The sequence below is a fragment of the Pectinatus haikarae genome (assembly GCF_050916305.1).
Classification (GTDB): domain Bacteria; phylum Bacillota; class Negativicutes; order Selenomonadales; family Selenomonadaceae; genus Pectinatus; species Pectinatus haikarae.
The window spans coordinates 434,977-449,450 of the sequence record NZ_CP116940.1 but is presented as its reverse complement, the minus strand read 5'-3'; the positions used below and the strand labels follow the sequence as shown (position 1 = coordinate 449,450).

Below are 14,474 nucleotides of genomic sequence, written 5' to 3'. Positions count from 1 at the left end.
GTAAAATCTCCCTCAGGTATGTCATAGTTTATTTTTATTGATGATTTGGTCATAAATAAACCCTTCACGCATGCCGGTATCGCTGTAAATAAAGTGATCAGCCCCAAAATGATGGCAGACAGTATTGATCAAAACTATGCCTGGGATTATTGTCTGCAGCCGATCAGGAGCTGTCTTGAGCAAAGTGACTATATGTTCTTGCGTCATTTGCTGATCGCGCGTGTAACGATTTATAATCTCATCGAAGTTTTTTACCTCCATGCATGCGTTAGCATCGGGAAGAGTAAATATATTGTTGTATAAAAGACGCATGCTTTTTGCTGTACCGCCTATACCGCATATATTTGTTATCTTGATGCCGGTGAAATCTTTCAGCGGGAGTAAGGCCGCTATCGTTTCTTTCTGCATATCGCTTATTTCGTCACTGCTCGGAAGAAAATCTTCTACATATTTTGTGTGCAGCAAAAGAGCGCCCAAAGGGATACTGGTCTTTTTTTCAATGGCTGAGTTTTTATAGTAGATCACTTCCGTGCTGGCGCCGCCTGCATCAATAATGATCCCTGTTTTGGCGCTGATCTCGCGCATTACGCCGATGAAATCAAATTCCGCTTCTTCATCGCCTGTTATTATTCGTACAGGAATATGCGTACGGCTTTGCAATTCATCGATGACAGCACTGCTGTTTTTTGCATTACGAACAGCTGCGGTAGTGAAGGCTGATACATTTTCTATCCTGAAATCGTTCAGAAAGTCCCTGAATTCATTTAAAATATTGCAGAGCTTATCTATTCCGGACTGCTGCAATTTGCCATCCTTTACATATGCTGCCAAACCAAGTGTATGCTTTTTTTTCATAAGCATTTCTATTTTTCCATAGTTTATGTTATATACAGCCATTCGCACTGTACTTGAACCAATATCAATTATTGCGTAAAGCATATGCACTCATCCCTCCAATTTTCCGAACGCAGTATTTGCCACTAAATATGCTGCACGTTCATTTAAATAAATCCCAAACTTGCTTGCCAATGAGCAGAACTGTCATTAGAACAAAAAGCGGTTTTACATAAGCTGCGCCATGTGATAATGCCGCTTTTGTTCCACAATAGGCTCCTATCACCATGGCTAAGCCCATGGGTATAGCATAATGAAAATAAATCTGTCCCAAATAAGCGAAGGCCACCACGGCAGAAAAGTTACTGGCAAAGTTTAAAACTCTGGCATTTGCGGCGGCACCCACGAAATCAAGTCCCATGCACAAGAAGGCAAACATCAGGAAGGATCCTGTTCCCGGTCCGAAAAATCCATCGTAAAAACCTATTATAAGTGCTACAAAAATACTGCTTATAAGAATTTTTTTTGTCGTTCCATGATATGTGGCCGACTGACCCCAGTTTTTTCTGCATAATGTGTAAATAGTGATCAAAACCAGAAGAATGACTACGAGCGGACGCAGAAAGTCCGCCGGTATCAGACGGACAACAAGCACTCCTGCCAGAGAGCCTGCCAATGACAGGGGAAATAGATATTTTATGAGGCTGATATCAACTTTTCCGTTCCTTATGAAAGTCACCGCACTGGTAAAGGAACCCATCACAGCAGCCATTTTATTGGTCGCTAATGCCGCCACAGGATTCATTCCGGTCAAAAGAATAACGGGCAGGGATATTATCCCTCCGCCGCCGGCTATAGAATCCACGAATCCGGATATAAAACCGCCGCAGATCAAAAAAATTATTGTAGTAATATCATCCAAAGAAATACAGGCCTCCAATATGGTTTTTCTTTATATTGTAATAAATACTTTTTGAAAATAAAAGTGTTTTAGTTAAAAAATAAATAATCGTTTATAAAAAAGTCTTTTTGTTAAAAGATTTGACAAAACGTTTTATATTGTATATAATATTTATCGTTCGGGGCATGGCTCAGCTTGGTAGAGCACCTGGCTTGGGACCAGGGGGTCGCAGGTTCGAATCCTGCTGCTCCGACCAATTTATGAAAATAAGCTGTCTTTATGACAGCTTTTCTTTTACCCTCTTATCGTTCGTAGATAAGAGGGTTTTTTAAATATTATCGGACAGCATCTCGGCGACGCTACTGTATACTTTGGCTGCGTGTTTTTGAATTTCTGCATCGGCAGAAACGAGGGTGAAGCCGGCAAACATGTCTATCATGGGCAGGTCATTTGCCCCGTCGCCAATGGTCAATACATCCCATTGCCTCCAACCGTTTTCCGCAAGAAGATTGTCAAGACCGACAGCCTTGTTGACAGAATTGTTTACTATATCCACTGCCTGAGCATTGCGATAGGCGTGCACACCCAGGTTCATTTTATTTATCTCATTAACAGCAGCTGCAGCTTTTTCTTCGCTTTCATATTGTAAACTTATCTGACATATACCTTTTAGGCATTGTGCCGTGAAAAGATCAATTTGTGTAAATTCGGGAAGATCATCTATAATTTTAAACCACGAAAGCTCTGATTGCACATAAATGTATTCACCATATGCCGTAAGGCAGGCAATATGCCTGCTTTGTCCCACAACCGGCAGCGAAATGAGCTCTCTGCTGCTGACGTTATTTAATACATCCTGAAAAAGCAGGCTGCCGTCTTTATTATAAATAGTAGCTCCTGTGAGGCAGACTGCAAAATCGAGAGAAAGACTGCTGTCTTTTATACCATGCTGGAGCATTCTGTAGCTTCTGCCTGTGACAATACCAAATTGGTGTCCCGCTGCACGCCATCTGTCGATGGATTCAAGATCAGTTTCTGCGATACCGCCGCTGGTGGAATAATGTTCGGAAAAAAATAAAGTACGATCAAAGTCACTTGCTGCAATCTTCATTTTCTTACTCCTGCATGATACTTCCCGCAAATCCGCCGAGTGTGGCAAAATAATCATCAATGGTTTCTGCCCTGCGAATGAGTTCTATTGAACCGTCTTCTTTCAGTAATAACTCGGCACTGCGTAATTTACCGTTGTAATTGAAACCCATTGAATGACCATGCGCTCCCGTGTCAAAAATAATGACTTTGTCACCGATAGCAATTTCCGGAAGCTTACGGTCAACAGCAAATTTATCGCAATTTTCGCAAAGCGAACCCGTCACATCATAAGTATTTACCGGTTGTTCATTTTCTTTGCCGGCCACAACAATATGATGATATGCGCCATACATGCCGGGACGCATCAGATTGGCCATAGACGCATCAAGACCTATATAATCCTTGTAGGTTTTCTTTTCATGCAGCACAGTGGAAACGAGGTAGCCGTATGGACCGGTTATGGCTCTTCCGGATTCAAAGGCTATTTCTGTTTTATTCAAACCTGCCGGCAGCATGATTTTTTCATAAATTTTCTTTATGTTTTCACCCATTATTTCCAGATTCACTTCATTATCTTCGGGTTTGTAAGGAATACCGATACCACCGCCCAGATTTATAAATTCCATTGAAATACCGAGTTTTTCTTTTAGCTCTACTGCCAGAGTAAACATCATTTCTGCGGTAGCTGAAAAAGCATTTTCGGAAAGTTCATTGGATATTACCATGGTATGCAGTCCAAAACGTTTTATACCTTTTTCCTTCATAATAGTATAAGCTTCAAATATCTGCTCACGGGTCAAACCGTATTTTGCTTCTTCCGGTTTACCGATTATGTCATTGCCTTCAAGTACAGGTCCCGGATTATAACGAAAAGAAACTATTTCCGGCAATCCTGCATTTTTTTCCAAATATGCGATATGTGAGATATCATCCAGATTTATTATAGCGCCCAATGCTATAGCTTTTTGAAATTCATCGGCTGGAGTATCATTTGATGTGAGCATTATTTTTTCACCGATTATTCCCGATTTCTCAGAAAGAATAAGTTCCGGCAGAGAGCTGCAGTCGGCGCCTGCTCCTTCCTCAGCTAATATTTGCAGCAGACGCGGATTAGGTGCTGCCTTAACGGCGTAGTACTCACGAAATCCCGGTGCCCATGAAAAGGCTTTAAACAATCGCCGCATATTTGCTCTGATAGCTTTTTCATCATAGATATGAAAAGGCGTAGGATATTTTTCAATGATTTTTTCAAGTTTATCGGCATTCAATGGGAAAATTTTCTTTGACATTAAGTTATTCCTCCAAGTAATCTATTTCCGATTGATAAAGCTTCTGTTCAAGAAGGAATTTATCCGCCCGGGATTAAAAACAGTCAGCCGCTTCGCAGAGAAGGATACCAACATGCTGATAATTATACCATCGTATAAAAAAATATGTCAATTCTGAATGAATGTCATATTGTAAATCATTTTTCCATGTCCTGAATATAGCATAAATGAATCTGTATATAAAAAGATTGCACTGAACGAGAACAGAATTTATAATATAAAATAGCGTTTATATGTTATTAATACTATATGGTTATTGGAGTCTTTACTATGCATAAAAAGAAAAGAAAATATTTTCCCGTCATAATATTGTTGTTTGTTTTTTTGATTGCTGCCGGCTGCGGAGCCTTATTTGCCGGATTTTGGGACAGTACACCGGATAAAACCAAACAGGACAGCGGGATGCTGGTAGCGGCAGACAAAGCTACGGTTATGATAATGGGGGTCGATTCACGCCATGACGACGTTGGTAGAAGTGATACCCTGATGGTTGCGACCATCGATCCCAAAAAAAATCAGGCTGCTCTTTTATCGGTTCCGCGTGATACACGCGTAAAAATAAAAGGATATGGCTGGGATAAGATCAATGCCGCGTATGCTTACGGCGGACATGATCTGACACGTCAGACCGTAGAACAGTTTCTTGGTGTTCCCATGGATCATTATATTATAATAAACATGGAAGGTTTTCAAAAAATTATCGATGCCATAGGCGGGGTTGATATTGATGTAGAAAAGCGTATGGTTTACAGTGATCCGTGGGATGATGAGGGCGGTCTCGACATAAATCTTCATCCCGGCATGCAGCATATGGACGGTAAAACAGCTGTAACTTATGTGCGTTATCGTGATGAAGAGGGAGATATAGGGCGCATAGGCAGACAGCAGAAGTTTATGAAAGCTGTTATGGATAAAGTGTTGTCGCCGTCAATTATTCCCCGCATTCCTTCTATAATAGCGGAAGTATTTGATACAGTGAAAACTGATATGTCGATCAGGCAGCTTCTGGCCTTTTTTGGTTCATTGCAGGAAGCTCATAATAATGGGCTGAAAACAGATATGGTTCCGGGGATACCTATGTATATAGACGGAATAAGCTATTGGATTCCAGATATTACCAAATTACGGCAGTCTATGTCTGATACTCTTGGTATTGATATGACGGCATCTATGCGTACTGCTATGGAAAGGGCTGCCGCTGAATATAAAAATGCCATTCCTTCAACAGCAAGAGAGGTTCCCGCAGATGATCCTGCGATAGGACGCATGCATATTACAACATCGAAACCGGTCTCGGATAAGGAGTCGGGCAAGGATAAAAGCATCGATAAGACAAAACCTGATGCTTCCACTGTACCTAAAAGTGAGTTGAAGGAGCCGTCTGCTGCACCGCAGGATAATTCTCAGGGTCAGGCAGCCCAGTCTGCTCCTGCAAATACCGCACCTTCGCGGGGCAATCAGGCAATAGGGAAAAATTAATATTATTTCAGGATTTTGCCGAGAGATATCAGAGATTTATTGGGAAGAAAGTATGTAGTGTTCTATAAAATTAAAAGAATGCTTGCATTTAATTTTAAAATATGATAGAATATCTTTGCTCATGAATGAGAAATAAAGCATACATGTGCATGTGGCGCCTTCGTCAAGCGGTTAAGACACCGCCCTTTCACGGCGGGTTCATGGGTTCGAATCCCATAGGCGTCACCAATATATGGGCGATTAGCTCAGCTGGGAGAGCGCTTGCCTTACAAGCAAGATGTCAGCAGTTCGATCCTGTTATCGCCCACCAATGGCCCGGTAGTTTAGCTGGTTAGAATGCCGCCCTGTCACGGCGGAGGTCAGGGGTTCAAATCCCCTTCGGGTCGCCATTTGCTTATAATAACATGGGATGCCATGTTATTTTTTTATCTGTTGATGCCTCGGTAGCTCAGTCGGTAGAGCAGGGGACTGAAAATCCCCGTGTCAGTGGTTCGATTCCGCTCTGAGGCACCATTTAATTTTAATATATGAACAGTAGTTTAAATTGACATGACAGCTGGTCGATGCTATGATATACGGGGGTAAAAAGTACCCCCGTATATTTTTTTTGTCTAGGAGGACACAGCCAGATGATTGAACGTTATACAAATCCTGAAATGGGTAATATATGGACACTCCAGCACGAATTCGAAGTTATTCTTGATGTAGAAATAGCTGCGTGTGAAGCTATGGCCGAACTTGGTCAGATTCCGAAGGAAGCTGCCGATAACATCCGCTCCAAAGCAAAATTTGATCTGCCGCGCGTCAAAGAAATCGAAAAAGTCACCAATCATGATATTATTGCATTCCTTACGAACGTTGCCGAATACGTCGGTGATGATTCTAAATATATACATAAAGGCCTGACCTCAAGTGATGTCAAGGATACTGCTCTCGGCATCATGATGAAAAAATCTGCTGACATAATCATTAAAGATATCAAGGGCTTGCGTGATGTTCTGCTGCGCCGGGCCGATGAGTTTCGTCATACACCGTGTATCGGTCGCACTCACGGAATACATGCCGAACCTATGACGCTGGGATTGAAGTTTGCTCTTTGGTATTCGGAGCTTGGCCGTGATTTAAAACGCATAGAAAACGCACGCGAAAATGTTGCAGTCGGCAAGCTGTCGGGAGCTGTAGGCACATATTCTAATATAGATCCTCGTATTGAAGAATTGGTCTGTAAAAAATTGGGACTCACTCCCGTGCCGTTGGCTACGCAGGTAGTGCAGCGTGACCGCCATGCTGAATATATGACAATGCTTGCCATAACAGCGAGTTCTCTGGAAAGATTTGCCACGGAAGTGCGCAACTGGCAGCGTACCGACATACGTGAAGCTGAGGAATATTTCAGCCCCGGGCAAAAAGGTTCTTCCGCTATGCCGCATAAAAGAAATCCAATAACCTGTGAACGAATATCAGGTCTTGCGCGTCTTGTCCGCGGCAATGCTTTGGCCTCACTCGAAGACATCACGCTTTGGCATGAACGTGATATATCTCACTCTTCCGTTGAACGTGTAATCTTGCCGGACAGCACGATAACAGTTGATTATTGTCTGCGCAAGTTTACAAATATAATCGATAAATTACTTGTCTATCCTGATGCCATGATCGAAAATATGAATAAGACGGGGGGCCTGATCTACAGCCAGCGCATTATGCTTGCTATTGTAAGCAAAGGTGTTCTGCGCGAGGATGCCTATAAATGGGTACAGCGCAATGCTATGAAACGCTGGATGGCAGGCGAAGATTTCCGTACAAATATAGAAAAAGATCCGGATATTATGCAATATCTCAGCAAGGAAGAAGTCGATAATTGCTTCGAGTATAAGTGGTTTCTGCGCAATGTCGACATGATATTGGCCCGTTTTGGCATTTGATGCGATAAATGGAGACTTAATTCAGACGGCGTTTTGACACCGCCTGAATAGTAGCCAAATTTATCCAGGGAGTTAGCCGCTCTTTACTCACCGCTTGCAGAAGCGGGAGTATTAGATGGGTTAGTCATCGGATAAAACAGACTGGGGTCTGACATCTAAATGTAATTTACCGTGACGATTTTCGTCACAGAAAGAGGGATACTATATGTCGACAGTTGTTGTTACAGGAACGCAGTGGGGCGATGAAGGAAAAGGAAAAATCGTTGATTATCTTGCTGAACAGGCTGATATTGTTGTCCGCTATCAGGGCGGCAGCAACGCCGGACATACTGTAAGTGTTGAAGGCAAAGAATTTAAACTGCGTCTGATGCCATCCGGTATTTTATATAAAGGAAAAAGATGTGTCGTAGGTGACGGTGTCGTTTTTGATCCGGAAGTGCTTTTGAATGAAGTTGCCGGATTGAAAAAAGAGGGCGTGGAAATTGCCGATTATCTTATCTCTAATCGTGCGCAGGTCGTTATGCCTTATCATCGTCTCATGGACGGACTTGAAGAAGATAGCCGCGGGCAGCTGAAAATCGGGACAACAAAAAGAGGTATCGGTCCGTGCTACATGGATCGTGACAGACGCATAGGCATTCGTATGTGCGATCTTATTGATGATGAAACTTTTGCTGAAAAGCTGAAAATTATACTGGAGATAAAAAACAGAGAACTTGAAGTGCTGTATAATCATCCGCCGCTTGATTATGAAAAAATTCTTGCGGAATATCGCGGTTATGCGGATCGACTCCGCCCGTTTGTACTTGACACACCTTCTTATTTGAACAATGCGGTGAAGAACGGCGAGAAAATACTGTTTGAAGGTGCGCAGGCGACTATGCTGGACATCGATTACGGTACGTATCCTTACGTTACTGCTTCACACCCTATTTCCGGCGGTGTTTGCGTCGGCGCCGGCATTGGCCCAAAGAAGATTGATATGACAGTGGGTGTGGTTAAAGCTTACTGTACTCGTGTGGGCGAAGGACCGTTTCCTACAGAACAGCTGAATGAAACCGGCAATCAGATCCGTAATGTCGGGCATGAGTTTGGCACAGTTACCGGCAGACCCCGGCGTACCGGCTGGCTTGACGGTTGCGTGGTCAAATATGCCGGGTATATAGGCAGCTTGGATTATCTTGCCATTACCCGTCTTGATATTTTAGATCATTTTGATGAAATAAAAATGTGTGTTGCCTATAAATACAATGGTAAAATAATTGATGAAATGCCGGCTAATCTTCGTATTTTCGGTAAAGTCGAACCGGTATATGAAACGTTCAAGGGTTGGAACACAGATACATCGTCTATCAAAAAATACGATGACCTGCCTGAGCAGGCAAAAGTTTATCTGAAACGTATTTCAGAGGTAGCAGATGTCAAAATCGGTTTTGTTTCTGTCGGTCCCAATCGCAATCAGACTATCGTTTGTGCCCAAAATATATTTTAAGGATAAAAACGGCAGTGCTGCTTTTTGGCATATGCCGTTTTTTACAAGGTTTCTCAACATGAAAACCAAAATCATTATTGAATCTACTTTGACTAGAGAACTCTGCATGGCCGCGGCAAAGCATATGGTATGGCATAATGCTGTTTTTATATTTTTTTTATGTATAGGAATACTTCTGACACTGACAGTGCCGATATTTATTGCTGCGGGGTATTCTGCCGGCGGCGCATTTACTGCCAATGCTGGGTTTCTTCCCGGGTTGGCACTTACTGCCGTTATTTTATGCGCACCGTGGTATATAGGTAAGAATATGTACCAAAAAGACGGCGGACAGCGTATAAAAATGACTTTTGATGATATGCAGGTCGGTATTGAAGCCGGTGAAAAACGAATACAGCTGCCTTACGGTGAGATAAAGAAATACGCTCACAACGAGAAATATCTGTTTGTTTTTACAAAAGGGCCTGATGCAGTGATGTATGTTTTGCCGAAAGCTAATTTTACAGATGTAAGTTTCCCCGATTTTTTATCTTTTTTAAATGAGAAAATTTAAAAATTTAGCGGATAGGATTTAGACATATGAATGAAAAATTTATAACCCAAACTAATTTTAATAGATCACTCTGCCGTGATTTTGTCAATTATATAAACCTGCACAGACAGCTTTGGCTGTATATTGCAGTGCTTATTCTTATCAGTGTTCTGGAATATGCCAATAATCGTTCGGTAGAGCGCGTAGGCATGTTTATTATCGTAATGGTAACAATGTATTTCATATCGGGCTATATCAGTGCTTTTGTCCTGGCGAAAAGAAACGGTAAATTTTTGAAAATCCGTTTTTATGAACATCATATGTTTGTCGAAACGGAAAATAAACGTGAGAAAGTTACCTATGACACACTTAATAAAATTGTGGAGCGCGATAAGTATTTTTATTTATTTTTCACCAGAAACAGAGGTGCGTTTATCATTGAAAAAGCCGGCTTTGCAAAAGGATCAATGGATGAATTCAATGAATTCATCAAGACGCGGCTGTCAGTGAAAAGCAAATAGGGAGGTTATCTTATGAATATTGTTGACGAAATCATTCGGGCCAATGTAAGCTTTCTGCAGAAAAATCATCCTGTAAAGTTGGATAAAATTCCCAGATGGAAAACAGCAATAGTTACCTGCATGGATACACGTCTTGTTAATTTACTGGAGTCGGCTGCGGGCATTGAGCGCGGCGATGTGAAAATGATAAAAATAGCGGGCAATGTCGTCGGCAGGGGATTAAATGACGTAATAAAAAGTTTGATGGTGTGTGTTTATGAACTGCAGGTGCGGGAAATAATTGTCATTGGTCACTATGAATGCGGCATGGAAAAAACTTCTTCTGAAAGTATGGCAGAACATATGCGTGAGCGGGGCATAAACGAAGATATCATCGCAGATATAAAACCGACACTTAAAAATTGGGCAGATTTGTTCTGCCGTCCTGAGCAGAATGTGATAGATTCCGTAAATAATATAAGGAACTGCAAATATTTGCCTGCTGATATACCGGTGCATGGTTTTATAATACATCCGGCGACTGGTAAGTTGGATCTCATCGCAGGCGGGAGCGAATAGATAAATATATTTTTGTGCCGAAATACCACCCATGAGTCGGGTTCAAAAACTGACTCATGGGTGGCATTTTTATAATACTTTTTACTGACAAACCTTGCAGGGATTCAAAATATTGAGCGGATCAAAAGCTTTTTTGATCCCTTTCATGATCTGTATGGCTTCTTCCGGCATGGATTTTTTCAGGTATTCTTTTTTTGCGTAGCCTATGCCGTGTTCTCCTGAAACGCTTCCTTTAAGGCTGTGGGCTTTCTGGTACATTTTTCCCATTGTCATTTCCAGGGTTTTTTTCCATTGTTCTTCTGTCATGTCATCTTTGAGGATGTAGGCGTGCAGGTTGCCATCTCCTGCGTGCCCGAAGCATTTTATTCTTGTGCCTGTTTGTTTTTGCAGCTGGTGGATGTATTCGACGAGGTCGTTGACGCTGCTGCGCGGTACTACTACGTCTACTTCATCCATGGCTGTGGTGGAGCTTTTTATTGCTTCAAGGAATGCTCCTCTTGCTTTCCAGATGGCTTCGGCTCTTTCGTCGGTGTCGGCTATGAGCAGGTCGGTCGCTCCCTGTTCAAGGCAGATGTGTGCCACAGAGTCATAGTAGGAGGCTATTTCTTCCATCGTGCCTCCGTCGAATTTGAGCAGCAGGTAGGCGTCCGCCTGGTTGTCCGGGAATTTTCTGCCGAGGTATTCTTCGGCGTCTTTTATTACTTCTTTTTCCATGAATTCTATTGCGGTGGGGATGGCTTTGGATTTTATGATGGGGGGGACGGCGCTTATTGCTTGTTCAAGTGTCGGGAAGGGGACGAGCAGGCTGACGTTTTTTTTGGGCAGGGGCAAAAGCCGCAGGATCGCTTTGGTGATGATCGCCAGTGTTCCTTCCGAGCCTACTATAAGGTCTTTTAAGGCATAGCCGGAGCTGTTTTTTACTGTTTTGCCGCCCAGTGTCATTATTGTTCCGTCGGCAAGGACTATTTCAAGGCCGCGGATATAGTCGCGGGTGACGCCGAATTTGACGGCTCGCATTCCTCCGGCATTGGTGCTGATGTTGCCGCCTATAGTTGCTGATTTTTCTCCCGGGTCCGGCGGGTAGAAATAGCCTCTTTTTTCTACGTATTCGGCAAGTTCCATGAGCAGTACTCCCGGTTCTACGGTGAGGGTGAGGTTTTGCTCATCAAGTTCTATGAAGTGGTTCATGAGGGTGGTGTCGAGCAGGATACCCTGCTCGACAGCCACCGCGGCGCCTACAAGTCCTGTGCCGGCACCTCTCGGGGTCACGGGGATGTTGTTTTTATTTGCGTAGGCGAGGATCTTGGATATTTCTTCCGCAGCCGCGGCTTTTATGACCAGTTCCGGATAATGGCGTCCCGCACTCAGTTCGTCATGGCTGTATTCTTCATTGATTTCTTTTTGCCAGAGGATTCTTTCTCTGCCCGTTATTTCGCTCAGGTTCCGGAGGTCTTCTTCGGTTATTTGTTTATAAGGTGTCATAGTGCTTTTCCCCCTGTCTTTATTTTTTGGATCAGCTCGGGGATCACGTCGTAAATATCTGCCTTTACCGCATAGTTTGCCGTCTTGAAGATGGCAGCTTTAGGGTCATTGTTTATGGCAAAGATGGTGTCGGCATGGTTCATGCCCGCCACAAACTGGACTGAACCGGATACTCCGCAGGTAATGATAAGTTTTGGTCTTACTGTGCGTCCGCTGAGTCCTATTTGCTTTTTGGGGTCCATCCAGCCCGCCTCTACCAGCGGTCTTGTGGAGGCTGTCTGTCCTCCCAGCAGGTCGGCCAGTTCTTCGAGCATTTTCAGGTCGTCCTTTTTTTTGATGCCGCGTCCGGCAACGACAATGACATCTGCTCCGTCTATTGTTTTTTCTTTTGGTTTTTTGGTGACGCCGAGCACCTGAATGCGGCTTTTCAGTTTTTCGTCGCTTATGGCAAGCTCATGTACCGTTCCCGTTGCCGTGTCGCTCCATTTGGGAGCGTCCATTATCTTATAGCGCACGGTAGCCATCTGCGGTCTTGTGTTCGGGGTGAGTATCTCGGCCATAATATTGCCGCCGAAGGCCGGACGTATCTGAACAAGATCGGTGTTTTCTTTTATGTCAAGGATGGTGCAGTCCGCTGTAAGACCTGTGCCGAAACGTGCCGCTACGCGCGGAGCCAGCTGTCTTCCCACCGGTGTGGCACCCACGAGAATGGCTGCGGGTTTTATTTTGGTGATGAATTCTTCAAAGACACTGGTATATGCTTCGATTTTAAAGTATTCCAGCTGTGGTTTATCACAGATATATACTTTATCCGCTCCGTAGTGCAGAAGCTCTTCGGCCTTATGCTTTATACCGCTTCCTATGAAAAGCGCGTAAACAGGCTGTTTTATTTTTCCTGCCAGTTCTTTTGCTTTTCCCAGCAATTCATATGTTACGGGATGGATCGATCCGTCCACATGGTCCACGTAGACGGCTATGCCCCGCCATTTTGTTTTATCGATCTGCGGTGCCTTTTTATCTTCTACATATTCTATTGCCCCTTTGGGGCCCTTCTTTTCACACAGCCTGCACATGCGGCAGCCTGCATTTATGCTCAGCCGGCCGTCTTTTTCCTGCATAGCGCCGAACGGACAGATCATTGCCAGTGCTTTGGCATCCGTTATCTTTTCCTGATGAATCAATAGTTTTGCCATGGTTTTTCCCTCTATCCCGCTATGAATTTTTTCTGCTTTAAGGTGGCGTATATCTTCTGCGCCAGTTCCCTGCTTGTTCCCTCCAAATGCTCCTGCACCTTATCGCTTATCGGAGGAAAGATCCGCTGCACACTCGTCGGCGAACCCGTCAGACCGTACTTTTCTTCATCCTTATCTTCCATATCACTGAAAGTATATATATCTATATCCTTTTTCATTGTCTGCTGCTTGCGAAGATAAGAAGGAAGCCGCGGCTGACAGATATCCTTCTTTACTGTCAGCAGACAGGGAAAAGCTGCCTTTATCGTTTCTATATCATGCGGCATATCCATATCCACTATGATACTGCCTTGTTCGGCCTTTTCGATCCTCTGGACATTGCAGACACTCGGTATATCCAGCAGCTCTGCCACTTCCGGTCCTACCTGTGCCGTATCTCCGTCTGTCGTCTGCAGCCCGCACAAAATAACATCAAAACTGCCGAACCTCCTTATACCCTGGGACAGCGTCCGGCTCGTTGCCAGCACATCCGCTCCGCCAAACTTCCTGTCCGTTATGAGCGCCCCGTTATCCGCACCCATCGCAAAAGCCTCGTACAAAACAGCCTTCGCCTGCGGCGGACCCATTGTGATAACGCTTACTGTACCGCCGTACTTCTCCTTGAGTCTCAGCCCCGTCTCCAGCGCGTACAGATCATACGGATTCATCTTGCTGTCCGTCCCGTTCCTTTTCAGCACTCCTGTTTTTTCATCCACTTCCACCTTGTTCGTTCCCGGTACTTGCTTTATGCATACTAGTATTTTCATTTTTCTTCTCTCCATAAATGAATTTTACCTTACTGTAATGCTATTTCTTTATCTATCGCAATTGTAACAAGTTCATAAAAAATTGTAAATAAAGTGAAAAACATAACTAGTGAAGCTTTTTATTATGGATAGAAAGTGTTAATTTTGTAGATATGAAATCTTAAAAATTATATTATTTTGCATAAGTTTAAAAAGTATATTATAATAAATATTTGAATATGAATGCTTATCTTTGCGATTTTTATTTGTAAACTGGTTGCTTGCATTTTCAGGTGATTCTGCCTTGTTATAAAAAGTACAGCTGCTGACAACTCCAGATCGAAAATTTTCATCC

At 43.3% G+C, this 14,474-nt stretch carries 13 protein-coding genes and 5 tRNA genes; 11 read left to right on the top strand and 7 right to left on the bottom strand.

The features are described from left to right. Positions 1–21 precede the first annotated feature (21 nt). Together NXG61_RS02260 and NXG61_RS02255 are read right to left on the bottom strand one after the other, a co-directional pair. Positions 22–939 carry an exopolyphosphatase gene (locus tag NXG61_RS02260; RefSeq protein ID WP_307225380.1) on the bottom strand — a complete coding sequence of 306 codons (918 nt, stop codon included), beginning with the start codon at positions 937–939 and terminating at the stop codon, positions 22–24. Positions 940–997: 58 nt separating this feature from the next. Beyond that, positions 998–1,756 (bottom strand): TSUP family transporter, encoded by a 759-nt coding sequence (locus NXG61_RS02255; RefSeq protein ID WP_196604410.1) that lies wholly within the window; start codon positions 1,754–1,756, stop codon positions 998–1,000. A 158-nt stretch (positions 1,757–1,914) separates the two neighbouring features. Here NXG61_RS02255 and NXG61_RS02250 point away from each other — a divergent pair. Further along, positions 1,915–1,991 (top strand) — tRNA-Pro (locus NXG61_RS02250). Positions 1,992–2,063: 72 nt separating this feature from the next. On the opposite strand, the gene NXG61_RS02245 is transcribed toward NXG61_RS02250, so the two are convergent. Next, positions 2,064–2,846, bottom strand: coding sequence for an HAD-IIB family hydrolase (locus NXG61_RS02245; protein ID WP_307225379.1), 783 nt, complete (start codon positions 2,844–2,846; stop codon positions 2,064–2,066). A gap of 4 nt (positions 2,847–2,850) precedes the next feature. Further along, the gene (locus NXG61_RS02240; protein WP_307225378.1) at positions 2,851–4,116 is read right to left on the bottom strand and encodes a diaminopimelate decarboxylase family protein; all 1,266 of its coding nucleotides are present in this window, start codon (positions 4,114–4,116) and stop codon (positions 2,851–2,853) included. A gap of 309 nt (positions 4,117–4,425) precedes the next feature. Here NXG61_RS02240 and NXG61_RS02235 point away from each other — a divergent pair, with 309 nt between their 5' ends. From NXG61_RS02235 to NXG61_RS02190, 10 genes are all read left to right on the top strand, one after another. Beyond that, positions 4,426–5,634 (top strand): LCP family protein, encoded by a 1,209-nt coding sequence (locus NXG61_RS02235; RefSeq protein WP_307225377.1) that lies wholly within the window; start codon positions 4,426–4,428, stop codon positions 5,632–5,634. Positions 5,635–5,787: 153 nt separating this feature from the next. Next, a tRNA-Glu gene (locus tag NXG61_RS02230) sits at positions 5,788–5,862 on the top strand. Between the two features lie 6 nt (positions 5,863–5,868). Next, positions 5,869–5,944 (top strand) — tRNA-Val (locus NXG61_RS02225). Between the two features lie 2 nt (positions 5,945–5,946). Further along, positions 5,947–6,023: transfer RNA gene (locus NXG61_RS02220), tRNA-Asp, on the top strand. Between the two features lie 48 nt (positions 6,024–6,071). Further along, positions 6,072–6,147 (top strand) — tRNA-Phe (locus NXG61_RS02215). A 116-nt stretch (positions 6,148–6,263) separates the two neighbouring features. Continuing rightward, a complete protein-coding gene (purB, locus tag NXG61_RS02210; RefSeq protein WP_196604414.1) occupies positions 6,264–7,556 on the top strand; it encodes an adenylosuccinate lyase in 1,293 nt (430 codons plus the stop codon). A 205-nt stretch (positions 7,557–7,761) separates the two neighbouring features. Further along, positions 7,762–9,048 (top strand): adenylosuccinate synthase, encoded by a 1,287-nt coding sequence (locus NXG61_RS02205; protein WP_307225376.1) that lies wholly within the window; start codon positions 7,762–7,764, stop codon positions 9,046–9,048. Between the two features lie 58 nt (positions 9,049–9,106). Then, positions 9,107–9,601 (top strand): YcxB family protein, encoded by a 495-nt coding sequence (locus NXG61_RS02200; protein WP_196604416.1) that lies wholly within the window; start codon positions 9,107–9,109, stop codon positions 9,599–9,601. Positions 9,602–9,627: 26 nt separating this feature from the next. After that, positions 9,628–10,101 carry a YcxB family protein gene (locus tag NXG61_RS02195; protein WP_196604417.1) on the top strand — a complete coding sequence of 158 codons (474 nt, stop codon included), beginning with the start codon at positions 9,628–9,630 and terminating at the stop codon, positions 10,099–10,101. Positions 10,102–10,113: 12 nt separating this feature from the next. Further along, positions 10,114–10,659 (top strand): beta-class carbonic anhydrase, encoded by a 546-nt coding sequence (locus NXG61_RS02190; protein WP_196604418.1) that lies wholly within the window; start codon positions 10,114–10,116, stop codon positions 10,657–10,659. Between the two features lie 81 nt (positions 10,660–10,740). Here NXG61_RS02190 and NXG61_RS02185 read toward each other — a convergent pair whose 3' ends face one another. Genes NXG61_RS02185 through NXG61_RS02175 form a run of 3 tightly spaced genes read right to left on the bottom strand, consistent with a single transcriptional unit; the run spans position 10,741 to position 14,140 of the window. Next, positions 10,741–12,141 carry an FAD-binding oxidoreductase gene (locus NXG61_RS02185; RefSeq protein WP_196604703.1) on the bottom strand — a complete coding sequence of 467 codons (1,401 nt, stop codon included), beginning with the start codon at positions 12,139–12,141 and terminating at the stop codon, positions 10,741–10,743. Beyond that, complete coding sequence (locus NXG61_RS02180) at positions 12,138–13,334, bottom strand: electron transfer flavoprotein subunit alpha (protein ID WP_307225418.1); 1,197 nt, start codon at positions 13,332–13,334, stop codon at positions 12,138–12,140. Before NXG61_RS02180 ends, NXG61_RS02185 begins: the two co-directional genes overlap by 4 nt. Positions 13,335–13,345: 11 nt before the next feature. Further along, a complete protein-coding gene (locus NXG61_RS02175) occupies positions 13,346–14,140 on the bottom strand; it encodes an electron transfer flavoprotein subunit beta/FixA family protein (protein ID WP_196604702.1) in 795 nt (264 codons plus the stop codon). Positions 14,141–14,474 lie beyond the last annotated feature (334 nt).

Coding starts and splice junctions, on each gene's coding strand:
- NXG61_RS02185 (WP_196604703.1), bottom strand. CDS start 12,141: ATGACACCTTATAAACAAATAACCGAAGAAGACCTCCGGAACCTGAGC.
- NXG61_RS02180 (WP_307225418.1), bottom strand. CDS start 13,334: ATGGCAAAACTATTGATTCATCAGGAAAAGATAACGGATGCCAAAGCA.
- NXG61_RS02200 (WP_196604416.1), top strand. CDS start 9,107: ATGAAAACCAAAATCATTATTGAATCTACTTTGACTAGAGAACTCTGC.
- NXG61_RS02205 (WP_307225376.1), top strand. CDS start 7,762: ATGTCGACAGTTGTTGTTACAGGAACGCAGTGGGGCGATGAAGGAAAA.
- NXG61_RS02240 (WP_307225378.1), bottom strand. CDS start 4,116: ATGTCAAAGAAAATTTTCCCATTGAATGCCGATAAACTTGAAAAAATC.
- NXG61_RS02245 (WP_307225379.1), bottom strand. CDS start 2,846: ATGAAGATTGCAGCAAGTGACTTTGATCGTACTTTATTTTTTTCCGAA.
- purB (WP_196604414.1), top strand. CDS start 6,264: ATGATTGAACGTTATACAAATCCTGAAATGGGTAATATATGGACACTC.
- NXG61_RS02190 (WP_196604418.1), top strand. CDS start 10,114: ATGAATATTGTTGACGAAATCATTCGGGCCAATGTAAGCTTTCTGCAG.
- NXG61_RS02235 (WP_307225377.1), top strand. CDS start 4,426: ATGCATAAAAAGAAAAGAAAATATTTTCCCGTCATAATATTGTTGTTT.
- NXG61_RS02260 (WP_307225380.1), bottom strand. CDS start 939: ATGCTTTACGCAATAATTGATATTGGTTCAAGTACAGTGCGAATGGCT.
- NXG61_RS02175 (WP_196604702.1), bottom strand. CDS start 14,140: ATGAAAATACTAGTATGCATAAAGCAAGTACCGGGAACGAACAAGGTG.
- NXG61_RS02195 (WP_196604417.1), top strand. CDS start 9,628: ATGAATGAAAAATTTATAACCCAAACTAATTTTAATAGATCACTCTGC.